The 24,138-nt window shown below is 57.1% G+C and carries 18 protein-coding genes; 9 read left to right on the top strand and 9 right to left on the bottom strand.

What is annotated here, in order from left to right:
- Positions 1–249: 249 nt before the first annotated feature.
- From argH to argC, 3 genes are all read right to left on the bottom strand, one after another.
- The gene (gene argH / locus BMW97_RS21925) at positions 250–1,623 is read right to left on the bottom strand and encodes an argininosuccinate lyase (protein ID WP_045909130.1); all 1,374 of its coding nucleotides are present in this window, start codon (positions 1,621–1,623) and stop codon (positions 250–252) included.
- 77 nt (positions 1,624–1,700) lie between these two features.
- Positions 1,701–2,477 carry an acetylglutamate kinase gene (argB, locus tag BMW97_RS21920; protein ID WP_086374972.1) on the bottom strand — a complete coding sequence of 259 codons (777 nt, stop codon included), beginning with the start codon at positions 2,475–2,477 and terminating at the stop codon, positions 1,701–1,703.
- Between the two features lie 6 nt (positions 2,478–2,483).
- Positions 2,484–3,488, bottom strand: coding sequence for an N-acetyl-gamma-glutamyl-phosphate reductase (argC, locus tag BMW97_RS21915; protein WP_045909128.1), 1,005 nt, complete (start codon positions 3,486–3,488; stop codon positions 2,484–2,486).
- An 88-nt stretch (positions 3,489–3,576) separates the two neighbouring features.
- Between argC and argE the strand changes: the two genes are divergently transcribed.
- The 5 genes from argE to BMW97_RS21890 all read left to right on the top strand — a co-directional run bounded on the left by argE (position 3,577) and on the right by BMW97_RS21890 (position 10,419).
- Complete coding sequence (gene argE / locus BMW97_RS21910; RefSeq protein WP_045909127.1) at positions 3,577–4,728, top strand: acetylornithine deacetylase; 1,152 nt, start codon at positions 3,577–3,579, stop codon at positions 4,726–4,728.
- Positions 4,729–5,002: 274 nt separating this feature from the next.
- Complete coding sequence (gene ppc, locus BMW97_RS21905; protein WP_045909126.1) at positions 5,003–7,654, top strand: phosphoenolpyruvate carboxylase; 2,652 nt, start codon at positions 5,003–5,005, stop codon at positions 7,652–7,654.
- Between the two features lie 94 nt (positions 7,655–7,748).
- Entirely contained in the window at positions 7,749–8,513 is a 765-nt protein-coding gene (locus BMW97_RS21900) for a helix-turn-helix transcriptional regulator (protein WP_045909125.1), read from the top strand.
- A gap of 127 nt (positions 8,514–8,640) precedes the next feature.
- Entirely contained in the window at positions 8,641–9,303 is a 663-nt protein-coding gene (gene fsa, locus BMW97_RS21895) for a fructose-6-phosphate aldolase (protein ID WP_045909124.1), read from the top strand.
- A gap of 12 nt (positions 9,304–9,315) precedes the next feature.
- Positions 9,316–10,419 carry a bifunctional L-1,2-propanediol dehydrogenase/glycerol dehydrogenase gene (locus BMW97_RS21890; RefSeq protein ID WP_045909123.1) on the top strand — a complete coding sequence of 368 codons (1,104 nt, stop codon included), beginning with the start codon at positions 9,316–9,318 and terminating at the stop codon, positions 10,417–10,419.
- A 92-nt stretch (positions 10,420–10,511) separates the two neighbouring features.
- On the opposite strand, the gene katG is transcribed toward BMW97_RS21890, so the two are convergent.
- The 4 genes from katG to metB all read right to left on the bottom strand — a co-directional run bounded on the left by katG (position 10,512) and on the right by metB (position 17,614).
- A complete protein-coding gene (katG, locus tag BMW97_RS21885) occupies positions 10,512–12,692 on the bottom strand; it encodes a catalase/peroxidase HPI (RefSeq protein WP_045909122.1) in 2,181 nt (726 codons plus the stop codon).
- 209 nt (positions 12,693–12,901) lie between these two features.
- Positions 12,902–13,792 (bottom strand): methylenetetrahydrofolate reductase, encoded by an 891-nt coding sequence (metF, locus tag BMW97_RS21880; protein ID WP_024909186.1) that lies wholly within the window; start codon positions 13,790–13,792, stop codon positions 12,902–12,904.
- A 226-nt stretch (positions 13,793–14,018) separates the two neighbouring features.
- Complete coding sequence (locus tag BMW97_RS21875) at positions 14,019–16,451, bottom strand: bifunctional aspartate kinase/homoserine dehydrogenase II (protein ID WP_008501797.1); 2,433 nt, start codon at positions 16,449–16,451, stop codon at positions 14,019–14,021.
- Positions 16,452–16,453: 2 nt separating this feature from the next.
- Positions 16,454–17,614 carry a cystathionine gamma-synthase gene (gene metB / locus BMW97_RS21870; protein WP_045909121.1) on the bottom strand — a complete coding sequence of 387 codons (1,161 nt, stop codon included), beginning with the start codon at positions 17,612–17,614 and terminating at the stop codon, positions 16,454–16,456.
- A gap of 276 nt (positions 17,615–17,890) precedes the next feature.
- On the opposite strand from metB, the gene metJ reads away from it, so the two are divergent.
- Positions 17,891–18,208 (top strand): met regulon transcriptional regulator MetJ, encoded by a 318-nt coding sequence (gene metJ, locus BMW97_RS21865; RefSeq protein WP_003862042.1) that lies wholly within the window; start codon positions 17,891–17,893, stop codon positions 18,206–18,208.
- A 40-nt stretch (positions 18,209–18,248) separates the two neighbouring features.
- Here metJ and BMW97_RS21860 read toward each other — a convergent pair whose 3' ends face one another.
- Complete coding sequence (locus BMW97_RS21860) at positions 18,249–18,929, bottom strand: oligogalacturonate-specific porin KdgM family protein (RefSeq protein WP_028015662.1); 681 nt, start codon at positions 18,927–18,929, stop codon at positions 18,249–18,251.
- Positions 18,930–19,241: 312 nt separating this feature from the next.
- Positions 19,242–19,454, bottom strand: a complete 213-nt coding sequence (rpmE, locus tag BMW97_RS21855) for a 50S ribosomal protein L31 (protein WP_003862040.1) — start codon at positions 19,452–19,454, stop codon at positions 19,242–19,244.
- Between the two features lie 200 nt (positions 19,455–19,654).
- On the opposite strand from rpmE, the gene priA reads away from it, so the two are divergent.
- The 3 genes from priA to ftsN all read left to right on the top strand — a co-directional run bounded on the left by priA (position 19,655) and on the right by ftsN (position 24,078).
- The gene (gene priA, locus BMW97_RS21850; protein WP_045909120.1) at positions 19,655–21,850 is read left to right on the top strand and encodes a primosomal protein N'; all 2,196 of its coding nucleotides are present in this window, start codon (positions 19,655–19,657) and stop codon (positions 21,848–21,850) included.
- A gap of 119 nt (positions 21,851–21,969) precedes the next feature.
- Positions 21,970–22,995 (top strand): DNA-binding transcriptional regulator CytR, encoded by a 1,026-nt coding sequence (gene cytR, locus BMW97_RS21845; protein WP_021242811.1) that lies wholly within the window; start codon positions 21,970–21,972, stop codon positions 22,993–22,995.
- 93 nt (positions 22,996–23,088) lie between these two features.
- Positions 23,089–24,078: a cell division protein FtsN gene (gene ftsN, locus BMW97_RS21840; protein ID WP_032635441.1), complete on the top strand. Its 990-nt coding sequence runs from the start codon at positions 23,089–23,091 to the stop codon at positions 24,076–24,078.
- Positions 24,079–24,138 lie beyond the last annotated feature (60 nt).

The raw sequence follows: 24,138 nt of genomic DNA, 5'->3' as shown, positions 1-24,138 counted from the left end.
AGCAACGAACGATTATCCCTATCAAGCATTCTGTTGAATAATACACCACATAGACGAGGCGGCACGTGTTTGACCCTTGACGTCCCCGCACCGTCAGCGAGTTTCTCTCAAAACTCGAACAACTAAAGCCAACGTGAACTTTTGCGGACCCCGTGGTCCGCTTTTTTTTGCGTAAAAAAGCCCAACTCAGGGTTGGGCTGGGGTTTTGTAGGTCGGGTAAGGCGAAGCCGCCACCCGACGTTTCAGGCATCAAATCAGGCGGTTTTTCGCATCCGCAATCGCCTGCGTCACCTGCTTAGGCGACACGCCGCCTTTCGCCGCACGCTTATCCAGGCAGGACTGCAGCGCCAGTATTGGATACACATCATCCCCGATAACCGCGCTGAATTTCTGTAGATCGGCCAGCGCCAGATCTTCCAGCGGTTTACCCTGACGAATGGCTTCCACTACCGCTTCACCGACAATATGGTGCGCTTCACGGAACGGTACGCCCTTCGCCACCAGGTAATCCGCCAGCTCGGTCGCGTTCGCATAGCCCTGCTGCGCCGCTTCCTGACAGCGCGGACGCTTCACCTGAATGCCATCCAGCACCAGCGCGCCCATATGCAGACAGTCCAGCCAGGTGTCGAGCGCGTCGAACAGCCCTTCTTTGTCTTCCTGCATATCTTTGTTGTACGCCAGCGGCAGCCCTTTCAGGGTCATCATCATGCCGGTCAGTGCGCCCTGCACGCGGCCACATTTCCCGCGGATCAGCTCCAGCGCGTCCGGGTTTTTCTTCTGCGGCATCAGCGAAGAGCCGGACGTCACACGGTCAGACAGCTCGACGAAGCCCGCTTCGCCGGAGTTAAAGAAGATCAGATCTTCGGCAAAGCGCGACAGGTGCACCATACCGATAGACGCGTTAGAGAGCAGTTCCAGCACATGGTCACGATCGGAGACGCTATCCAGGCTGTTACGGGTAGCGGAGGCAAAGCCCAGCCAGCCTGCCAGCTGTTCACGGTCGATTTCGTAAGCGGTACCCGCCAGCGCGCCGCTGCCCAGCGGGCTGACGTCCAGACGCTTCAGGGTATCCTGCAGACGGCTTTCGTCACGCGCCAGCATCTCTACATAGGCCAGACACCAGTGCGCAAAGGTCACCGGCTGCGCGCGCTGCAGGTGGGTATAACCCGGCATCACCGCGTCCTGATTATTCTGTGCGGTCTCCACCAGCGCGGTCTGCAGCTGACGGTTAGCCGCCAGCAGTTCGCCAACGGTATCCTTACACCACAGCTTCAGATCGGTGGCGACCTGGTCGTTACGGCTCCGGCCGGTATGCAGCTTTTTACCCAGCTGGCCGACCTTGTCGATCAGTTTACCTTCCACCCAGCTGTGAATATCTTCAGCATCGCTCTGCAGAATTTGCTGCGGATCCAGACGCACTTCTTCCAGCAGATTGTTCAGCGCCTCTTCCAGCTGCAGCTGTTCCTCTGGGGTCAGCACGCCCACCGTCACCAGCGCTTTGGACCAGGCCACAGAGCCGACAATATCCTGTTCGGCCAGGCGGTAGTCGAAGCGCAAAGAGTCGTTGAACTGTTTGAACCGCTGATCCGCTGCCTGTGTAAAACGCCCACCCCAAAGTGCCATAACATGCTTCCTTAATATCTCTGAATTTCATTGCCCGGTGGCGCTGCGCTTACCGGGCCTACAAAACATTAAATCGATTACGCTAAAATACGCGTGCCAATCGGCGTGCCGTTAAACAGCGCCGGGAGCTGCTCCGCGTGACGCCAGGAGGCGATATCTACCGGGCGACCCAGCGTGCGTGCCGCATCCAGCGCGGCGTTCACTTTGACGATCATGCCGTCGGTGATGATGCCCTGCGCAATCAGCTGCTCGGCTTTCTCTGCCGTCATTTCTGCGATGCGCTGGCCTTTTCCGTCCAGAATGCCGCTCACGTCGGAGAGCAGGATCAGGTCCGCACCCAGCGTTGCCGCCAGTGCGGTTGCCGCCTGGTCAGCGTTAACGTTCATCAGCTCACCCTCTTCGGTCACGCCGATAGAGCTCACCACTGGCAGGAACCCGCCTTCCAGCAGCGTGTTAATCAGCTTAGGCGAACCCGGCTGCGCCAGTCCAACATGACCGAGCGCTTCGTCGAGCTGGGTCACTTTTACGCTGTCGCCATCGCCCAGATAGAGGCCAACGGAGGCAATGTGGTGTTTCTTCGCCCAGGACAGCAGGGTTTTGTTCGCCGTACCCGCCAGCGCACCGGTGATAATGTCAATTTGATCCGCAGGCGTCACGCGCAGGCCGTTTTTCTTGATCACCGGCAGGTTGAGCCCTTTCATCAGCTCATCCACCACGCAGCCGCCGCCGTGCACAATCACCAGTGGACGTTGGTGTGATTCGCGATAGTTCACCAGCGCGGTAAACAGACGCTCCAGCGCTTCTTCGCTGTCCAGCAGTACACCACCGAGTTTGATAATTAATGGGTTCATCATCACACCTTAAATAAGAGCCTGCGTTTCAGGGAAACCGAAACGAATATTTGCACACTGCATTGCCTGTGCGGCAGCGCCTTTCAGTAAGTTATCTTCTGCGGCCACCACGATGAGATGCTCACCCTGAACGGCAAAGCCGATATCGCAGAACGGCAGACCGACCACGTTTTTCAGCGCCGGCACGCCTTTGTCGTACAGACGTACCAGCGGTTTGTCCGCATACGCCTGCGTGAAGACCTCGCTCACCTGCTCTTTGGTCACGCCAGGCTTCAGGCGGCAGGTAATGGTTTCGAGGATCCCACGCGGGAAGCTGCCCAGGTGCGGGGTGAAAATGACGTCCACGCCCAGATGCGTCGTGATCTCAGGGTGATGACGGTGATTAAACACGCCATACGGCTGAAGGCTCACTTCGCAGAAGCTGTTAGAGATCGCCGCCTTGCGCCCTGCACCGCTCACGCCGCTGGTGGCGTTGATCACCGGCCACTGGTTCAGATCCAGCAGACCCGCGTCGATCAGCGGCTTCAGGGCAAGCTGCGCCGCCGTCGGGTAGCAGCCCGGAACGGCAATCAGATCCGCTTCTTTCAGTTTATCTGCGCTCCACTCCGCCAGGCCGTACACCGCTTTTTCAAGCAGATCAGGGTGCTGATGGGTGAAACCGTAATATTTTTCGTAGAACGCGCCGTCGTTAACGCGGAACGCGCCGGAGAGGTCGAAGACCACGCAGCCAGCCGCCAGGAACTGCGGCGCCAGGTCGTGGCTGACCTCGTGCGCGGTGGCTAAAAACACCACGTCGACGCCGTCGGTAAACTCGCTGATGTCAGACATGGGCTGCAGCGGCAGATCGACCATGCCCTTAAGCTGCGGATGCAAATCGGAAATTAACTTTCCTGCATCATTGCTTTGCGCTGACACGGTCAAAGCGGTTATGGTCATATGTGGATGGCGATTCACGTAGCTTACAAGCTCTGCGCCCGCATAACCGCTAGCGCCTACAATCAGCGTATTCAACATCGGGTTCCTTTATGCTCAACGTTAATGTATTTTTATTCACATTTATTGCATGAATATTGATACTATCACGACCTAAGGTGTGTCAACAATGAAAATGAACTTACCGCCATTTATCGAGATCTACCGCGCCCTGATTGCCACACCGTCCATCAGCGCAACGGAAGAAGCGCTGGATCAGAGCAATGAGTCTTTAATCAATCTGCTGGCGGGTTGGTTTAGCGATCTTGGGTTTAACGTTGAGGTTCAGCCCGTCCCCGGCACTCGCCACAAATTTAACCTGCTCGCCAGTACCGGAACCGGTGCGGGCGGCCTGCTGCTGGCCGGTCATACCGACACCGTGCCGTTCGACGATGGCCGCTGGACGCGCGATCCGTTCACCCTGACCGAGCACGACAACAAGCTCTACGGTCTGGGCACCGCCGACATGAAAGGCTTCTTCGCCTTTATCCTCGACGCGCTGCGTGACGTGGACGTGACGAAGCTGAAAAAACCGCTCTACATTCTGGCGACCGCTGATGAAGAGACCAGCATGGCGGGCGCGCGCTACTTCTCTGAAAACACGGCGATTCGCCCGGATTGCGCGATCATCGGCGAGCCGACGTCTCTTCAGCCGATTCGCGCGCATAAAGGCCATATCTCTACCGCCGTGCGCGTGCTCGGCCAGTCCGGCCACTCCAGCGATCCGGCGCGCGGCGTGAACGCCATTGAGCTGATGCATGATGCCATCGGCCGCATCATGGCCCTGCGTGACGATCTGAAAGCACGCTATCACTACGACGCGTTCACCGTGCCGTACCCGACGCTGAACCTCGGCAGCCTGCACGGCGGCGATGCCTCCAACCGCATCTGCGCCTGCTGCGAACTGCACATGGATATTCGCCCGCTGCCGGGCATGACCCTGAGCGATCTAGACGGCCTGCTGAATGAGGCGCTGGCCCCGGTGAGCGAACGCTGGCCGGGTCGCCTGACGGTCTCCGAACTGCATCCGCCCATCCCGGGTTACGAATGCCCGCCGGACCATCAGCTGGTTGATGTGGTAGAAAAGCTGCTCGGCCAGAAAACCGACGTGGTGAACTACTGCACCGAAGCGCCGTTTATTCAGACGCTTTGCCCGACGCTGGTTCTTGGCCCAGGCTCCATCAACCAGGCGCACCAGCCAGATGAATATCTGGAAACCCGCTTTATCAAACCCACCCGCGAACTGATTACCCAGGTTGTGCATCACTTCTGCTGGCATTAAAAACTGCCCCTCACCCTAACCCTCTCCCCTTTGGCGAGAGGGCAGGGTGAGGGGAGTAAATCCCGCGATCTTCGTCACATTTCCATAAGCATCTCTTATCTGACGCAATGCGAATTAAATTTCGTAAATTGCCCACATTTATTCGTTTGCTGAACCGTTTTCGCAGCAATTGACGACGGGGGTTTTACGTGGCTTTATAAAGGGAGATGACAAAATAATGTCCAAAAGATTTTCACATGGGCATAAACAAAAATGATGGGGTGACTGGGTTTTTATGAACGAACAATATTCCGCGTTGCGTAGTAATGTCAGTATGCTCGGCAAAGTGCTTGGAGATACCATCAAAGATGCGTTGGGGGAAAACATCCTCGACCGCGTTGAAACCATCCGCAAGCTGTCTAAATCTTCCCGTTCCGGTAACGAGGCCAGTCGTCAGGAGCTGCTCACCACCTTGCAGAACCTCTCTAATGATGAGCTGCTGCCCGTTGCGCGCGCCTTCAGCCAGTTCCTGAACCTGGCCAACACCGCTGAGCAATACCACAGCATTTCGCCAAACGGCGAAGCGGCCAGCAACCCGGAAGTCATTGCCCGCACCCTTCGTAAACTGAAAGACCAGCCCGACCTCAACGAAGCCACCATCAAAAAAGCGGTGGAGTCGCTTTCGCTGGAGCTGGTACTGACCGCTCACCCAACCGAGATTACCCGTCGCACCCTGATCCACAAAATGGTGGAAGTGAACAACTGCCTGAAGCAGCTGGATAACAAAGACATTGCCGACTATGAACGCAACCAGCTGATGCGCCGTCTGCGCCAGCTGATTGCCCAGTCCTGGCACACCGATGAAATTCGTAAGCATCGCCCAAGCCCGGTCGACGAAGCCAAATGGGGCTTTGCGGTGGTGGAAAACAGCCTGTGGGAAGGGGTACCAAACTACCTGCGCGAGCTGAACGAACAGCTGGAAGCGAACCTGGGCTACCGTCTGCCGGTTGATTTCGTGCCGGTTCGCTTCACCTCCTGGATGGGCGGCGACCGCGACGGCAACCCGAACGTTACCGCGGAAATCACCCGCCACGTCCTGCTGCTGAGCCGCTGGAAAGCGACCGACCTGTTCCTGAAAGACATTCAGGTGCTGATCTCCGAGCTGTCGATGGTTGAAGCGACGCCGGAACTGCGCGCGCTGGCCGGCGAAGAAGGCGCCAGCGAGCCGTACCGTTTCCTGATGAAAAAGCTGCGTGGTCAGCTGATGGCCACTCAGGCCTGGCTGGAAGCGCGCCTGAAAGGCCAGCGCCTGCCAAAACCAGAAGGCCTGCTCAGCCAGAACGAACAGCTCTGGGAGCCGCTTTACGCCTGTTATAAATCGCTGCAGGCCTGCGGGATGGGCATCATCGCCAACGGCGAACTGCTCGACACCCTGCGTCGCGTGAAGTGTTTTGGCGTGCCGCTGGTGCGTATCGACGTGCGTCAGGAAAGTACCCGTCATACCGAAGCGCTGGGCGAGCTGACCCGCTATCTCGGCATCGGTGACTATGAAAGCTGGTCCGAAGCCGACAAGCAGGCGTTCCTGATCCGCGAGCTGAACTCCAAGCGCCCTCTGCTGCCGCGCAACTGGGAACCAAGCAACGATACCCGCGAAGTGCTCAACACCTGTAAAGCGATCGTGGACGCACCGAAAGGATCGGTCGCTGCCTATGTGATCTCCATGGCGAAAACCCCATCCGACGTGCTGGGCGTTCACCTCCTGCTGAAAGAAGCGGGAATCGACTACGCCCTGCCGGTCGCCCCGCTGTTTGAAACTCTCGACGACCTGAACAACGCCAACGACGTGATGAGCCAGCTGCTGAACATCGACTGGTATCGCGGCTTTATTCAGGGCAAACAGATGGTCATGATCGGCTATTCCGACTCCGCGAAAGATGCGGGCGTGATGGCGGCATCCTGGGCGCAGTATCAGGCGCAGGATGCACTGATCAAAACCTGCGAAAAAGCCGGTATCGAGCTGACCCTGTTCCACGGACGCGGTGGCTCAATTGGCCGTGGCGGCGCGCCAGCGCACGCGGCGCTGCTGTCACAGCCGCCGGGAAGCCTGAAAGGCGGCCTGCGCGTGACCGAGCAGGGTGAGATGATCCGCTTCAAGTACGGCCTGCCGGAAGTGACCATCAGCAGCCTGTCGCTTTATACCAGCGCGATCCTGGAAGCCAACCTGCTGCCACCGCCGGAGCCGAAAGCCTCCTGGTGCCACATCATGGACGAGCTGTCGGCTATCTCCTGCGATCTGTACCGCGGCTACGTGCGTGAAAACAAAGATTTCGTGCCTTACTTCCGTTCAGCCACGCCTGAACAGGAGCTGGGTAAACTGCCGCTGGGCTCACGTCCTGCAAAACGTCGCCCGACCGGCGGCGTAGAGTCTCTGCGTGCAATCCCGTGGATCTTTGCCTGGACGCAGAACCGTCTGATGCTGCCCGCCTGGCTGGGTGCCGGTGCCGCACTGCAAAAAGTGGTGGAAGACGGTAAACAGAGCGAACTGGAGACCATGTGTCGCGACTGGCCGTTCTTCTCTACCCGTCTGGGAATGCTGGAGATGGTCTTCTCGAAAGCTGACCTCTGGCTGGCGGAATACTACGATCAGCGCCTGGTGAAGCCAGAGCTGTGGGCGCTGGGTAAAGAACTGCGCGAACTGCTGGAAGGCGACATCAAAGTGGTGCTGGATATCGCCAACGACTCACACCTGATGGCGGACCTGCCGTGGATTGCCGAGTCTATCCAGCTGCGTAATATCTACACCGACCCGCTGAACGTCCTGCAGGCAGAGCTGCTGCACCGTTCGCGTCTGGCGGAAGAGGAAGGGAAAGAGCCGGATCCACGCGTTGAACAGGCGCTGATGGTGACGATTGCGGGCGTTGCGGCAGGTATGCGTAACACCGGCTAATGCTTTACGCCCGGCGGCGCTGCGCTTGCACAGGCCTACGATAAGTAGGCCGGGTAAGCGTTAGCGCCACCCGGCAAATTTCGGTAGTCTCCTTATGCATTCCGATATCACCCAGATTTTGACTGACCTGGTGAACCGCACGTTACCGCTGGGTCAGATTCGTTTCTCAGCGCTGGCTGAACAGCATCCCCGAACCTCTCCCTGCCTCGGTATTATCCTTGGCACTCCCTGCGAGGCGTTTTTTTCTTTTTTTGGACAAATCACGTATCCCGCGCCTCACGCCCTGAGCATACATTTCGGTAAGCAGCAGCTTACAATCGAGTTAAAGCGTGACAATGTGCTCTTACAACAACTCCAGGTTGCCCGACGTGGTCCGCGAACGGGGGCTTTTCTTCTGCAAACGCTCAGCGAATTACAGATGCAGCCTGAGGAACAAGACACAGCAAAGCTGGTAGTTTTAAGCCTGCTCAGCCACTGCCGGGATCTGCTTGGAAGCGAAATTCACACCGACAGCCGCAGCCGGGCGCTGTTCGAAGCCGTTCGGAGCTATATCGAAGAAAATTATGCCTCTTTGTTAACTCGCGAATCCGTGGCACAGGCGTTCTACATCTCACCAAACTACCTTTCCCATCTATTCCAGAAAGTCGGCAGCGTCGGATTCAATGAATATTTAACAAAAACGCGCCTGGAACATGCGCGTCAGCTGCTGAAAGGCTACGATCTCAAAATTAAAGATATCGCCACACGCTGCGGATTTACGGACAGCAACTACTTTTGCCGTCTCTTTCGCAAGCATACCGAACGTTCCCCTTCCGAATATCGACGCCAGTACCACAGCCAGCTGATCGCCAAAAAGTAGCATTGTGATCGCTCTCTCACTTCTCTAAGGACATTACATTTGTCCAGTATTTGGCAAAATTGACCTGTATTCGCCGCGCCTGGGTGCGCCGTATCCTTTATTCACCTTTCTGACTTAAGGAAAAATAATGGAACTGTACCTGGATACCGCCAACGTGGCGGAAGTAGAACGCCTGGCGCGCATCTTTCCCATCGCGGGCGTCACCACCAACCCGAGCATCATTGCCGCCAGCCGTGAATCCATCTGGGACGTGCTGCCGCGCCTGCAACAAGCCATCGGGTCGGAAGGCACGCTGTTTGCTCAAACCATGAGCCGCGATGCCGAAGGTATGGTGGCGGAAGCCAAACGTCTGAGTAACGCCATTCCGGGCATTGTGGTGAAAATCCCGGTGACGGCTCAGGGGCTTATCGCAATTAAAGCATTGAAAAAAGAAGGGATAACCACGCTGGGCACCGCCGTTTACAGCGCGGCGCAGGGCCTGCTCGCCGCACTCGCAGGGGCGAAATATGTCGCGCCGTATGTAAACCGCGTCGACGCGCAGGGCGGTGACGGCATTCGCATGGTTCAGGAACTGCAGTCCCTGCTGGAACTGCACGCGCCGGAAAGCAAGGTGCTGGCCGCCAGCTTCAAAACGCCGCGTCAGGCGCTGGACTGTCTGTTGGCAGGATGTGAAGCAATCACGCTTCCCTTAGACGTAGCGCAACACATGCTCGGCACACCGGCGGTAGAGTCAGCCATAGAGAAGTTCGAGCAGGACTGGAAAAACGCGTTTGGTAACCTCAACCTCTAAGGGAGAACTGTTATGGACCGTATCATTCAATCGCCGGGGAAATATATCCAGGGCGCTGACGTACTGACCCGTCTCGGCGACTATCTGAAACCGCTGGCCAACCGCTGGCTGGTCGTCGGCGATAAATTTGTGCTGGGTTTTGCCGAAGAAACCCTACGACAAAGTTTTAAAAAAGCTGAACTGCATGCCGAAATCGCGCCGTTTGGCGGCGAGTGTTCACAAAATGAAATCGATCGGCTGAAAAGACTGGCCGATAGCGCCGACTGCCTGGCGGTGCTGGGTATTGGGGGCGGGAAAACGCTGGATACCGCCAAAGCGCTGGCCCACTTTATGAACGTGCCGGTCGCCATTGCGCCGACTATTGCCTCCACCGACGCGCCGTGCAGCGCCCTTTCCGTTATTTACACCGACAGCGGCGAGTTCGATCGCTACCTGATGCTGCCACACAACCCGAACATGGTCATTGTGGATACGAAAGTGGTAGCAGGTGCGCCTGCACGTCTGCTAGCCGCCGGGATTGGCGACGCGCTGGCGACCTGGTTTGAAGCACGCGCCTGCTCGCGCAGCGGTGCGACCACCATGGCCGGGGGTAAATGCACCCAGGCGGCACTGGCGCTCGCGGAGCTGTGCTACAACACGCTGGTTGAAGAGGGTGAAAAAGCGATGCTGGCGGCGGAACAGCATGTGGTGACGCCTGCGCTGGAACGCATTATCGAAGCCAACACCTATCTCAGCGGCGTCGGCTTTGAAAGCGGCGGGCTGGCGGCGGCACACGCTATTCATAACGGTATGACGGCGGTACCGGACGCGCATCACTTCTATCATGGGGAGAAAGTGGCGTTTGGTACCCTGACGCAGCTGGTGCTGGAAAATGCGCCGGTAGAAGAAATTGAAACCGTCGCGGCGCTTTGCCACAGCGTTGGGCTGCCAATCACGCTGGCACAGCTGAACATCAAAGAGGATATTCCGGCCAAAATGCGTCTGATCGCCGAAGCGTCCTGTGCGGAAGGAGAAACCATCCACAACATGCCCGGCGGCGTCACGCCGGATCAGGTCTATGCGGCACTGCTGGTGGCCGACCAGTATGGACAGCGATTCCTGCAGGAGTGGGAGTAATAAAAAAAGCCGGGTGGCGCTGCGCTTACCCGGCCTACATGGCACTTTAATTTCCAGGCCGGGTAAGGCGTAGTCGCCACCCGGCACAAGGGTTACTTCACGTCAAACCGATCCAAATCCATTACCTTCGCCCATGCGGCAACGAAGTCGCGAACGAACTTCTCATGCGCATCATCGCTGGCATAAACCTCTGCCAGCGCGCGCAGGACGGCGTTAGAACCGAAGACCAGATCGGCGCGGGTGGCGGTATATTTCACTTCACCGCTGGCGCGATCGCTTCCGGCAAACAGCTCATTGGATTCGTCGGTCGCCTTCCACTGGGTGTTCATATCCAGCAGATTCACGAAGAAATCAGTGCTCAGCACGCCCTCACGGTTGGTGAACACGCCGTTCTTGCTGCCATCAAAGTTGGCACCCAGCACGCGCAGGCCACCAATCAGCACCGTCAGCTCCGGCGCGGTCAGCGTCAGCTGCTGGGCTTTATCAACCAGCAGCGACTCCGTGGTGGACACATCCACCTGCGCACGGTAGTTGCGGAAGCCATCGGCAATCGGTTCGAGCAGGTTAAACATCTCGATATCCGTCTGATCCTGACGCGCATCCACGCGGCCCGGCGTGAACGGCACGGTGACGTACACGCCCGCCGCTTTTGCGGCCTGCTCAACGCCTACCACGCCCGCCAGGACGATGATATCGGCCAGAGAGGCTTTGTTGGTGGTGCGCTGGATAGCTTCGAGCGCCGGTAACGCGCGAACCGCCGCGGCGTTCACATCCCAGTCACGCTGAGGCGCCAGCGCCAGACGCGCGCCGTTGGCACCGCCACGTTTATCGCCGCCGCGGAAGGTCGATGCCGACGCCCAGGCCACAGAAACCAGCTCGCTGACAGACAGACCGGACGCCGCAATTTCCGCCTTCAGGCTTTCAATGTCTTCTTTGGTCGGATTGAACACCGCCTGCGGCAGCGGGTCCTGCCAAATCAGATCTTCTTTCGGCACTTCCGGGCCAAGGTAACGCGATTTTGGCCCCATATCACGGTGGGTCAGTTTGAACCACGCGCGCGCGAAGGCTTCGTTGAAGGCCTGCGGATCGTTCAGGAAACGGCGGGAAATCTTTTCGAATTCCGGGTCAAAACGCAGCGTCAGGTCGGTGACCAGCATGGTCGGCTTGCGTTTTTTCGACGGGTCGAACGGGTCGGGCATGATTTCCGGCGCATCAACGGCTTCAAACTGAATCGCCCCTGCCGGGCTGCGGGTCTGCACCCATTCGTATTTGAACAGGTTCTCGAAGAAGTAGTTGCTCCACTGCGTCGGGGTTTGTGACCAGATGACTTCCAGGCCGGAAGTAATGGCATCAGCGCCCACGCCCGTGCCGAGCGTGCTCGCCCAGCCCAGGCCCTGCGCTTCAATTGGTGAGGCTTCCGGGTCGGTACCCACGTGGGTGGCTTCACCCGCGCCGTGAGTCTTGCCGAGGGTGTGGCCGCCTGCAATCAGCGCCACGGTCTCTTCATCGTTCATGCCCATGTTGCCGAAGGTCGCGCGAATCGCTGCCGCCGCTGACAGTGGTTCACCGCTGGCGTTTGGCCCTTCCGGGTTCACGTAGATCAGGCCCATTTCGGTGGCGGCCAGAGGACGCTTCGCCAGCGCTTCCGGATCGCGGTGGGTCAGCCAGGCTTTTTCATCACCCCAGTTCACGTCCAGATCCGGTTCCCAGACGTCTTCACGCCCGGCACCGAAACCAAAGGTGCGGAAGCCCGAATTCTCCAGCGCCACGTTACCCGCGAGGATAAACAGGTCAGCCCAGGAGATTTTTTGTCCGTATTTTTTCTTGATGGGCCACAGCAGACGGCGCGCTTTATCCAGGCTCACGTTATCCGGCCAGGAGTTCAGCGGCGCAAAGCGCTGTTGACCGCGTCCAGCCCCACCGCGCCCGTCAACGGAGCGATAGGTACCCGCGCCGTGCCACGCCATGCGGATAAACAGACCCGCGTAGCTGCCCCAGTCGGCTGGCCACCACGGCTGAGAGTCGGTTAAGAGCGCTTTAAGGTCGCCTTTAAGGGCAGAGTAATCAAGTTTGCTGAATTCTTTGCGGTAGTCGAAGTCTTCACCCAGCGGGTTCGAACGATTGGAATGTTGATTAAGAAGATCGATGCGGAGTTGTTTTGGCCACCAGTCGCGGCTGCCTGTACCTGCGCCCGCGCTGTGATCGACGCCGCCCTGATGGAACGGGCATTTGCCGACTGATGCCGCTTTATTGGTCTCGTCTGACGTGCTCATCGCTATGCTCCCTTTTACAGTGTTACCGTTACGATATACGCCCTTATTGATAAGGTATAGTTGAGATAACCCACAGATTCGATAGTTAAATCCGTTTAATTTCCCATGGAAAATACATGAGTTTTGTACGTCAAAGGCAGCATTGCTGATATGGCAGGAAAATAAAACCCTTATAAATCAAAAAACCCTCCGAAGAGGGCTCTTTTTTGTTACACGCCTGGTCTAACGCCGAGCGTGTGGCATATGGCGTAACTCATCTCAGCACGGTTCAGCGTGTAGAAGTGGAAATCCTTCACCCCTTCACGACTTAAGATCTTCACCATGTCCATCGCGATGTTTGCGCCCACCAGCTTGCGTGTTTCCGGGTCATCGTCCAGCCCCTCGTACATTTTAGACATCCAAAGCGGAATACGCACATTGGTCATATCAGCAAATTTCTTCGCCTGTTTGAAGTTAGAGACCGGCAAAATACCCGGGATAATTTCAACGTCGATGCCCGCGGAAACGCAGCGGTCACGGAAGCGCAGATAGCTTTCTACATCAAAGAAGAACTGGGTAATGGCGCGGTTCGCGCCGGCATCCACCTTACGCTTGAGGTTAAGCAGATCCGCCTGGGCGCTTTTCGCTTCCGGATGAACTTCAGGATAAGCGGCAACGGAAATATCAAAGTCAGCCACGCCCTTCAACAGCCCGACCAGATCGGCGGCATACATGTCCGGCTTACCGCTGCCCGGCGGCAGATCGCCGCGCAGCGCAACAATATGCCGAATGCCGTTATTCCAGTAATCCTGGGCGATGGCACGCAGCTCGTCGCGGGTGGCGTCGATACAGGTGAGATGCGGCGCCGCTTCCAGACCGGTACGATCTTTGATGCCTTTAATGATGCTGTGGGTACGGTCACGCTCGCCGGAGTTCGCACCGTAGGTCACGGAGACAAACTTCGGTTTCAGGCTGCTGAGACGATCGATAGAACTCCACAGGGTTTGCTCCATTTCACTGGTGCGCGGCGGGAAAAATTCAAAAGAGACGTTAATCTGGCCGTTTACTTCGGCCAGGCTCTGGTTCAGTGCTTCCCGCTGGTTGGCGTGAAAAAAGCTCATACCCTACCCCTATCAATCGCGTGTCATTGTCTGTTGTGTTGTGAACTTCTATACGTTTAGACGTCCAGATGTAAAAATGACGGAAAAGCGGAGGGACGTCAATAGAAATAATCAACAATAACGGTGAGGTTTGCTCAGGGAAGATGAGGGAAATTCATGATAGGGGTGAGTGCATCAGACTGCACTCACCCTAACCCTCTCCCACAGGGAGAGGGAAATTGAGTTTTTACAGCAGCTTAGCCAGACGGTTGATGTCGGACTGGATGGCACCGGCAGTAACGTCGCGCCCGGCGCCCGGGCCGCGGATCACCAGCGGGTTATCGCGGTACCAGCGGCTTTCGATGGCGAAGACGTTATCGCACGGCAGCAGCGCCGCCAGCGGATGTTCAGGACGCACCGCCTCGACACCGACTCGCGCTTTTCCGTTGGCCTCGAAACGCGCCACGTAGCGCAGCACCAGCCCCATCTCGTTTGCGGCTTCCAGACGCTGCACCATCTGCTCGTTAAGTTCTTCGCCATTTTCAAAGAAATGGTCCACAGAACCTTCTTCACAGCCGGCAGGCACCAGCGACTCGACGCGGACGGAATCCGGTTCGATGTCATAACCGGCTTCCCGCGCCAGGATCACCAGCTTGCGCATCACGTCTTTACCGGAGAGGTCAACGCGCGGATCGGGTTCCGTTAAGCCCTGCTGCCACGCCTGATCCACCAGGTCGGTGAACGGTACGGTGCCGTCAAACTGCAGGAACAGCCAGGAGAGCGTGCCGGAGAAGATACCGCTCAGCGCCAGAATGCTGTCGCCGCTTTCAATCAGGTCGCGCACGGTGTGGTTTACCGGCAGGCCCGCACCCACGGTGGCGTTATACAGCCAGTGACGACCGGTTTTTTCAAACGCGTCGTGGATCTGGCGGTATTTGTCGGTGCTGCTTGCCCCCGCCAGCTTGTTGGCGCTGATGACGTGGAAACCATGGCTGGCGAAATCAAGATACTGATCGGCAAGCTGTTCGCTGGCGGTAACGTCCAGCACCACCAGATCGTCATACGGGTGCGCACGCATCCACAGGAACAGCGACTCTTCATCCTGCTCGACGGCTTCATCATTAAAGAAGGCAAGCGCGCGGCTGGCATCGAGTCCTTCGTAGTTCAGCAGGCTGCGGCGGCTATCCACCACGCCTGCGAGAATGAATTCGAACCCGGTACGCGCCGAAAGCGTGACCTGTTCGCGGGCAAACAGCTCCAGCCAGCGGGAACCGATGTTGCCTTTACCAAACAGCACCAGGCCGATGCGTTTTTCCGCGCGGAACAGGGAGGTATGCAGACCCTGAATCAGGCTTTCGGTTGGCCCTTTGCGCAGAACGGCCACCAGGCTAATGCCCTCTTCCGATTGCCAGGTAAATTCCACCGGCTGGCCTTTCAGCTGCTGCCAGAAGCGGTGGCAGTGCAGCGGGTTACGGGTGACGCCCGCGCCCACCATCGCCACCAGCGCCAGCCCCTGACGCAGGCGAAGCTCGCCCGGCAGACCGGCTTCATCCAGAATTTTCAGGGCGCTGTCCGCCACTTCTGCGGTATAGCAGAACTGCAGCAGCTGGCGGTCATTGTGAACACCCACGGCCAGCGGACGCACCTGGGCGCGTTTCAGGATCGTGTCGATCTCTTTATGCGCCAGCCTGAAGTCCTGGCCCGCAGGAACCTGGAATTCAATCAGGCAGATGTCGTCGTGGCTGGTGACAATACGCGCCCCGGTACCGGACGCCAGCACGCGCTCAATGCGCGTGGAGCCTTGATCCGGGGTGTAGCTGCAGCGCAGCTGGAGGTCAATATCACTGCCGGAAACCGGCTGCAGGGTGCGCGCGTGCAGCACTGGTGCGGCCAGACGCGCCAGTTCGCTGGCTTCATCCAGGCGCAGCAGCGGCAGCAGGCAGGCATCTTTTACTTTGCGCGGGTCCGCGCTGTAAACACCGGCCACGTCGCTCCAGATGGTGACGCGGGACACGCCCGCCAGCGCACCGATTTGCGTTGCCGAGTAGTCGGAGCCGTTACGGCCCAGCAGCACGGTTTCACCCGCGTTGCTGCGGCTGATAAAGCCGGTGACCACAATGCGTTTGCCCGGATGCTGCACCAGCAGCTGTTGCAGCAGCGGGTAGGACAGGCCTTCATCCACCTGTGGCTGCGCGGCGCGTTCGGCGCGCAGGAAATCACGCGCGTCGAGCCAGGCGGCGTCTACGCCCAGGTGTTGCAGAACCGCAGCCATCAGGCGCGCGGACCACACTTCACCGTGCCCCACCACTTCGGCATACACCGCATCGGTAATGCCGCTGTCCAGCAGGGCGGCCAGACGCTCAAGGTCATGCGTGAAGGCGCTGATCAGCCCGTCCGCTACGTCCGCAGGCAGCAAGCCAGCAATCAGCTCGCTCTGGTAACGACGTAAGGACTGTTGCACCTGATGCGCAGAAAGGCGATCGGTCTGGCTCAGTTTCAGCCAGCTAATCAACTGGTTGGTGGTGCTGCCCGCCGCCGAGACAACCATCATGTCACCCGGCTGTGAATATTCCGTCATGATCCCTGCGACACGCAGGTAACATTTCACATCAGCAAGACTACTACCACCAAACTTGTGCAGTTGACGACCCTTCGCCCCTGCCTGCGCTATCACACTCATGATTACCCCTTGGCTGCGATCCGGAAGCCATTTTCCAGATCGGCAATTAAATCTTCAGAATCTTCAATACCGGTTGAGATCCGCAGCAGCGTCTCAGAAATACCGGCGGCGGCACGTGCTTCGGGTGCCATTCCTGCGTGCGTCATGGTCGCGGCGTGGGAGATCAAGCTTTCAACCCCACCTAAGGATTCCGCCAGCGTAAACAATGACAGCCCGCTCAGGAAGCGACGCAGCGTTTGCTCGTCACCGTCCAGTTCAAAACTTAACATCGCGCCAAACCCTTTCTGCTGGCGCGCGGCAATCTCGTGCCCCTGATTTTCCGGCAGCGACGGGTGATACAGTTTCTTCACCAGCGGCTGGGTTTTCAGGAAGTCGACAATCGCCTGAGCATTGCGCTGCGCCACGTCCATGCGCGGCGACAGCGTGCGGATGCCGCGCAACAGCAGGTAGCTGTCGAAGGCGCCTGCGGTGACGCCAATATTATTGGCCCACCATGCCAGTTCGGTGACAACATCCGGATCTTTGGCAATCACCACGCCTGCTACCACGTCAGAATGGCCGTTCAGATATTTAGTGCATGAATGCAATACCAGATCGGCCCCCAGTGCGAGTGGGTTCTGAAGGGCCGGACTGAGGAACGTATTATCCACTACACTTATCGCTCCCGCATCCCTTGCGAGCTGACAAATTTTCGCAATATCGACAACGCGCAACAATGGATTGCTTGGACTTTCTACCAGAACCAGCTTCGGTTTCTCTGCCAGCGCCTGTTTCAACGCCTGTTCGTCGTTTTGATCGACAAACAATACGCGATAACAGCCGCGTTTCGCCAGGCTATCAAACAGGCGATAGCTGCCGCCGTAGCAATCGTGCGGCGCAACCAGCAGGTCACCTGGTTTCAGGAACACGGTGGTCACCAGGTGAATGGCGGACATCCCCGTGTTGGTTAACACAGCACCTGCGCCACCTTCCAGTTCGGCCAGCGCGCGCTGGGTCACGTCACGCGTAGGGTTGCCACGACGCGAGTAATCATGCGCGCGGGGTTCATTAAATCCGGTGAAGTTGTAAGTACTGGAAAGATGAATGGGCGGGACAACGCAGCCGTACTGCTCGTCATCATTTAATCCGCTACGCACTGCGATAGTGGCCTGTTTACGCGTCATGGTGAGGGCTTCCTGGCGAATGAGGTGAAAAGTCAGGCACCAGAGTAAACACTGAAAGTATGGACGTCAATACATCTGGACATCTAAACTTCTTTGCGTATAGATTGAGCAATGCGCAAATAGCCGTTAAAATTATATGCTTTAGTGCACGCTGCAGCGGCAATATCCGTGCCACGGTATCGTCTCTACGGTAAACTAGGCAAGATTGCGGTTCAAAACGGGTGGTTACCGGTTTTGCACCTTTAAATAAATGACTGAGAGGATTAAAGGTATCTCATGGCTGAATGGAGCGGCGAATATATCAGCCCATACGCTGAGCACGGTAAGAAGAGTGAGCAAGTAAAGAAAATTACGGTTTCCATTCCTCTGAAGGTGTTGAAGATCCTCACCGATGAACGTACGCGTCGTCAGGTGAATAACCTGCGCCACGCAACCAACAGCGAACTGCTGTGCGAAGCGTTTCTGCATGCGTTTACCGGTCAACCGTTGCCGAACGATGACGATCTGCGCAAAGAGCGTAGTGACGAAATCCCGGAAGAGGCGAAAGTAATCATGCGTGAACTGGGTATTGACCCGGAGACGTGGGAATACTAACTGCGGTGTGATCCCGCTGAGGTGACTCAGCGGGATAGTTTTAGAAGTTGTAGCCTAAACCCACGCGCAGACGCGTCTGGCGATCGTCGCTGGTGGCGGTGTTATAGCCGGAAGAGACATTGCCCACTTCGATAAACGGGATCCACGAGTCGATGTTATACGCCACGCGGAAGTTATATTCGTAATCTTCTTTTTTATTGTTATACAGGTCTTCGTTATCGGCGAATTTATAAATGCCGTTTAACTCGAACATCCAGCTATCAATATTATAACCCAGCCACACTTCCGGACGATAAACCATACGGTCATCTTTACCGTCAGCATTACGGCGAGTGTACTCCGTACGATAACGAAACGCCGTCCACCAGCTGTCATTAATATTATACTGTACGCGCAGATAAGGCTTATAGATGGCCATATCATCACCCATTTCAACGGCGACGCCCGGCTGCCATATAAAACCTTGCCAGGTAAATTGATAGCTTGCGGTATATTCGTTGCTGTTACTTTCCATATTATTAAGCGCGTCGTTAGACTGCTTGTTATCGGAGCGCGATACCGCCTCAACCGCTACGCCAAAGCCGGTGCCAAAGCGGTGTGACATGTATACACGGTCATAGTTACGCCCATCGTCGTAATACTCGTGTCGGTAATCCACATATCCCGCCTGCGCCGCGCACGATATTAACGGAAGCACAAATAAGACTTGCTTCAATTTCATAACAGTTCCCTCGAAGTAAATGCGCCCTGAAAGCCACCTTGTCGTAATGGCGAATAAGAATGTATGACGGGCGAAGTGTAATTTTACGAAACGAGAGAAACCTTTTAATTTTTGACACACTCATTAAAAGGTGGCAAAGAATTAAAGAAATGAGAGATGCAGTTCACTATCCGTTAAAGAATACATCAGACAAATATTTTAATACAATGATGCGTAATTAATTATTTTAGATAGAAATATCCAGGTGTGATTTATTCAGAAGGGATATAACAGGCACAAAAAAACCGCCCGTAGGCGGTTTTTTCTGGATGCTTATTTAGCGCCCGGGATGCTGAAACGCTTGTTGAAGCGGTCAACACGGCCACCGGTTGCAACATCACGCTGCTTACCAGTGTAGAACGGGTGGCATTTGCCGCACACGTCCAGGTTCAGATCGTGACCCACGGTAGAGCGGATCTGGATAGAGTTACCGCAAGAACAGTTTGCAGTAATCATTTCGTATTTCGGGTGAATATCTTTTTTCATGGGAGAACCTCAGTTAAGGCCGCGTCGCTCTTCCAGCCCTAACGCCAGACACCACGCGATGTTGATTGTAAGTTCTTTGGCGTAAAGTACACCAAAGGCGGCGAATCATACAGAATTTGACCAACGTATGCAAACTGATCCGCACGCCGCTTTTACTAATGTGTATACTAACGCGCCACTTTTCAAGTCAGGAAGATTCGATGCCCGTCGCTCACGTTGCCCTGCCCGTTCCGCTTCCCCGCACCTTTGACTATCTGCTGCCCGACAGCATGAACGCCAAAGCGGGCTGCCGCGTGAGCGTGCCATTTGGCAAACAGCAGCGCGTGGGGATCGTTGTCTCCGTCAGCGATAAAAGCGAACTGCCGCTTAACGAACTGAAATCGGTCGTTGAGGTGCTGGACAGCGAGCCTGTTTACTCCACCAGCACCTGGCGACTGCTGCTGTGGGCGGCAGATTATTATCATCACCCGATTGGCGACGTCCTGTTCCACGCCCTGCCAATGATGCTGCGTCAGGGCAAAAGCGCCAGCCACGCGCCGATGTGGTACTGGTTTGCCACAGAGGAAGGCCAGGCCGTCGACATCAACAGCCTGAAGCGTTCGCAGAAACAGCAGCAGGCGCTGGCGGCGCTGCGTCAGGGGAAAATCTGGCGACATCAGGTCGACGAGCTTGAGGTCAGCGAAACGGCGCTACAGGCATTGAGAAAGAAAGGGCTGAGCGACCTGGCAAGCGAAGCACCTGCCCTTTACGACTGGCGGGAAAATTTCTCCGTGTCAGGGGATCGCCTGCGTCTGAATACCGAGCAGGCCACCGCGGTAGGCGCGATTCATAGCGCCTCCGATCATTTCTCTGCCTGGCTGCTGGCGGGGGTCACCGGTTCCGGCAAGACCGAAGTTTACCTGAGCGTGCTGGAAAACGTGCTCGCGCAGGGTAAACAGGCGCTGGTGATGGTGCCGGAAATTGGCCTGACGCCGCAAACCATCGCCCGATTCCGCGAGCGCTTTAACGCGCCGGTTGAGGTTCTGCACTCCGGCCTGAACGACAGCGAGCGCCTCAGCGCCTGGCTGAAAGCGAAAAACGGCGAAGCGGCGATTGTGATTGGCACCCGTTCGTCGCTGTTCACGCCGTTTAAAAATCTTGGCGTAATCGTGATCGACGAAGAGCACGACAGCTCCTATAAACAGCAGGAAGGCTGGCGCTATCACGCCCGCGATCTGGCCGTCTACCGCGCGCACAGCGAGCAAATTCCTATTGTTTTGGGATCCGCCACACCTGCGCTGGAAACGCTGCACAACGTGCGCCAGCGTAAATACCACATGCTGCGCCTGACGCGCCGGGCGGGGAATGCCCGTCCGGCCATTCAGCACGTGCTGGATCTGAAAGGTCAGCAGGTTCAGGCGGGGCTAGCGCCTGCACTGATTACCCGCATGCGCCAGCATTTGCAGGCGGGGAATCAGGTCATTCTGTTCCTCAACCGTCGCGGGTTTGCCCCCGCCCTGCTGTGCCACGACTGCGGCTGGATTGCCGAGTGCCCGCGCTGCGATCACTACTACACCTTCCATCAGGCCCAGCGGCATTTGCGCTGCCACCACTGCGACAGCCAGCGTCCGGTGCCGCGCCAGTGCCCGTCATGTGGTTCAACGCATATTGTGCCGGTCGGTCTGGGGACGGAACAGCTGGAACAGGCGCTTGGGCCCTTCTTCCCGGACGTGCCGATTTCGCGTATCGACCGGGACACCACCAGCCGCAAAGGCGCGCTGGAACAACAGCTGGCGGAAGTGCATCGCGGTGGCGCGCGCATCCTGATTGGCACCCAGATGCTGGCCAAGGGCCACCACTTCCCGGACGTGACGCTGGTCGCTCTGCTGGACGTGGACGGCGCGCTGTTCTCGGCAGATTTCCGCTCCGCCGAGCGCTTCGCCCAGCTTTACACCCAGGTTGCCGGACGAGCAGGACGCGCCGGTAAACAGGGCGAAGTGGTGCTGCAAACGCACCACCCGGAGCACCCGCTGCTGCAAACCCTGCTGCACAAAGGCTATGACGCCTTTGCCGAGCAGGCGCTGGCGGAACGCCAGACCATGCAACTGCCGCCGTGGACCAGCCACGTCATCATCCGCGCGGAAGATCATAACAACCAGCAGGCGCCACTTTTCCTGCAGCAGTTGAGAAACCTCCTGCAGGCCAGCCCGCTGGTGGATAACCAGCTGTGGATTTTGGGCCCGGTGCCTGCCCTCGCGCCAAAACGCGGCGGTCGTTTCCGCTGGCAGATCTTGCTCCAGCACCCCTCGCGTATTCGTCTTCAGCATATCGTCAGCGGCGCGCTGGTGCTGATAAACACCTTGCCCGAAGCGCGAAAAGTGAAGTGGGTTCTGGACGTCGACCCCATCGAAGGCTGAAGCTGGATCGAAAAATTTAACGCTCCTCACACTTTTTATGAAAATTCTGTAACCGATTCCATTAACTATCTGTAAAAATGGTGATGTCAGAAGTTCGGTGTTCAGGCGAGGAGAAGACGTTGAAGTCCAGGAAAGAGGTTGCGACTGCGACCATGAAAGACGTTGCCCAGAAAGCACAGGTCTCTACGGCAACAGTATCCCGCGCATTAATGAACCCGGATAAAGTCTCCCAGGCGACCCGTAACCGGGTGGAGCAGGCTGCGCTTGAAGTGGGCTATTTTCCGCAGGCAATGGGGCGTAACGTCAAACGCAACGAGTCGCGCACCATCCTGGTGATTGTGCCGGACATCTGTGACCCTTTCTTTAGCGAGATTATCCGCGGTATTGAAGTCACCGCGGCGGAACAGGGGTATCTGGTGCTGATTGGCGACTGCGCCCACCAGAACCAGCAGGAAAAAACCTTCATCGACCTCATCATCACGAAGCAGATTGACGGCATGCTGCTGCTTGGCTCTCGCCTGCCGTTTGATGCCAGCATCGAAGAGCAGCGTAATTTACCGCCGATGGTCATGGCCAACGAGTTTGCGCCAGAGCTGGAGCTGCCGACGGTCCATATCGATAACCTTACCGCCGCGTTCAACGCCGTAAACTATCTCCAGGAGCTGGGGCATAAGCGTATTGGCTGTATCGCCGGGCCGGAAGAGATGCCGCTGTGTCACTACCGTTTGCAGGGCTACGTTCAGGCGCTGCGCCGGACCGGCGTCACCGTCGATCCGCACTACATTGCGCGCGGTGATTTTACCTTCGCTGCGGGTGGACAGGCGCTGGAGAAACTTCTGGACCTGCCTGAGCCGCCAACCGCCGTATTTTGTCACAGCGACGTGATGGCGCTGGGCGCATTATCGTATGCCAAACGCCGCGGTCTTCGCATACCGAAAGATTTATCCATCATCGGATTCGATAATATTTCGCTTTCGGAATTTTGCGATCCGCCGCTCTCAACGGTCGCTCAGCCGCGCTACCAGATCGGCCGCGAAGCGATGCTGCTTCTGCTGGATCAGCTTCACGGTCAAACAGTTAGCAGCGGATCACGGTTACTGGACTGCGAACTGATCGTCCGCGGCACGACCCAGGCATTGACTTAAAGTAAACGTCTTTCGGATACCCTTATCTGGTCAAAGCCCCGCCGCTTAAGTAACATGGCGGACTGACGAACGAATAAATACAGCGAAACGATAGTGGCACAACGAGATTATGTACGTCGCGGCCAGCCGGCACCTTCGCGACGCAAAAAGAGTAGCTCAAGAAAAAAGCAACGTAACCTGCCTGCTGTCTCGCCAGCAATGGTCGCTATTGCTGCGGCTGTAGTCGTCGCCTTTATTGGTGGCCTGTACTTTATCACGCACCATAAAAAAGAAGAGTCCGAGGCGCTTCAGGCCAGTAAAGTCGCCGGAAATGGCCTCCCTCCGAAGCCTGAAGAGCGCTGGCGCTATATCAAAGAGCTGGAGAGCCGTCAGCCTGGGGTGCGTGCGCCAACCGAACCTTCTGCGGGTGGTGAAGTGCAGAATGCGAATCAGCTGACGGATGAACAGCGTCAGCTGCTGGCACAAATGCAGGCCGATATGCGCCAGCAGCCTACGCAGCTGAACGAAGTGCCGTGGAATGAGCAGACGCCGGAACAGCGTCAGCAAACGCTGCAGCGTCGCCAGGCACAACAGCAGATTCAGCAGCAACAGCAGTGGGCGCAAACTCAGCCGGTACAGCAGCCTAAGGCACAGCCGCGGGTCACGGAACAGCCGTATCAGCAGCCGACGCGTACGGTGCAGTCTCAACCTGTCCAGCAGCAGCCTAAAACGCAGCCGCAGAAGCAGGCGGCTCAGCCGTATCAGGATCTGCTCCAGACGCCAGCGCATACCACCGCCCAGCAGCCGAAAACGCAGCAGGCCGCGCCGGTAACGAAAGAGACCGAAGCGCCGAAGCAGACGGCGGAGAAAAAAGACGAACGTCGCTGGATGGTACAGTGCGGTTCGTTCAAAGGTGCGGAGCAGGCGGAAACGGTGCGCGCGCAGCTGGCCTTTGAAGGGTTTGATTCGCGTATTACCACCAATAACGGCTGGAATCGCGTGGTGATTGGTCCGGTCAAAGGCAAAGAAAATGCCGATGGCACCCTTTCTCGTTTGAAAATCGCCGGTCACACAAACTGCATTCGACTCGCCTCCGGGGGTTGAAACCCCCAAATTCCCCCCCATCTATCATTTAATTCAGCCCTGAGCACAGGCTCAGGGCTT

This window comes from Enterobacter sp. NFIX58 (assembly GCF_900110475.1).
GTDB classification, from domain to species: domain Bacteria; phylum Pseudomonadota; class Gammaproteobacteria; order Enterobacterales; family Enterobacteriaceae; genus Enterobacter; species Enterobacter quasiroggenkampii.
Note: the sequence above shows the minus strand (reverse complement) of the source record. Positions and strands in the feature narration are given on the sequence as shown.

Bases quoted from the DNA above. Each gene is read 5' to 3' on its own strand.
- priA (WP_045909120.1), top strand. From the start codon at position 19,655: ATGCCCGTCGCTCACGTTGCCCTGCCCGTTCCGCTTCCCCGCACCTTT.
- metJ (WP_003862042.1), top strand. From the start codon at position 17,891: ATGGCTGAATGGAGCGGCGAATATATCAGCCCATACGCTGAGCACGGT.
- ppc (WP_045909126.1), top strand. From the start codon at position 5,003: ATGAACGAACAATATTCCGCGTTGCGTAGTAATGTCAGTATGCTCGGC.
- rpmE (WP_003862040.1), bottom strand. From the start codon at position 19,454: ATGAAAAAAGATATTCACCCGAAATACGAAATGATTACTGCAAACTGT.
- fsa (WP_045909124.1), top strand. From the start codon at position 8,641: ATGGAACTGTACCTGGATACCGCCAACGTGGCGGAAGTAGAACGCCTG.
- katG (WP_045909122.1), bottom strand. From the start codon at position 12,692: ATGAGCACGTCAGACGAGACCAATAAAGCGGCATCAGTCGGCAAATGC.
- metF (WP_024909186.1), bottom strand. From the start codon at position 13,792: ATGAGCTTTTTTCACGCCAACCAGCGGGAAGCACTGAACCAGAGCCTG.
- BMW97_RS21875 (WP_008501797.1), bottom strand. From the start codon at position 16,451: ATGAGTGTGATAGCGCAGGCAGGGGCGAAGGGTCGTCAACTGCACAAG.
- BMW97_RS21900 (WP_045909125.1), top strand. From the start codon at position 7,749: ATGCATTCCGATATCACCCAGATTTTGACTGACCTGGTGAACCGCACG.
- metB (WP_045909121.1), bottom strand. From the start codon at position 17,614: ATGACGCGTAAACAGGCCACTATCGCAGTGCGTAGCGGATTAAATGAT.
- BMW97_RS21890 (WP_045909123.1), top strand. From the start codon at position 9,316: ATGGACCGTATCATTCAATCGCCGGGGAAATATATCCAGGGCGCTGAC.
- argE (WP_045909127.1), top strand. From the start codon at position 3,577: ATGAAAATGAACTTACCGCCATTTATCGAGATCTACCGCGCCCTGATT.
- argB (WP_086374972.1), bottom strand. From the start codon at position 2,477: ATGATGAACCCATTAATTATCAAACTCGGTGGTGTACTGCTGGACAGC.
- argC (WP_045909128.1), bottom strand. From the start codon at position 3,488: ATGTTGAATACGCTGATTGTAGGCGCTAGCGGTTATGCGGGCGCAGAG.
- argH (WP_045909130.1), bottom strand. From the start codon at position 1,623: ATGGCACTTTGGGGTGGGCGTTTTACACAGGCAGCGGATCAGCGGTTC.
- BMW97_RS21860 (WP_028015662.1), bottom strand. From the start codon at position 18,929: ATGAAATTGAAGCAAGTCTTATTTGTGCTTCCGTTAATATCGTGCGCG.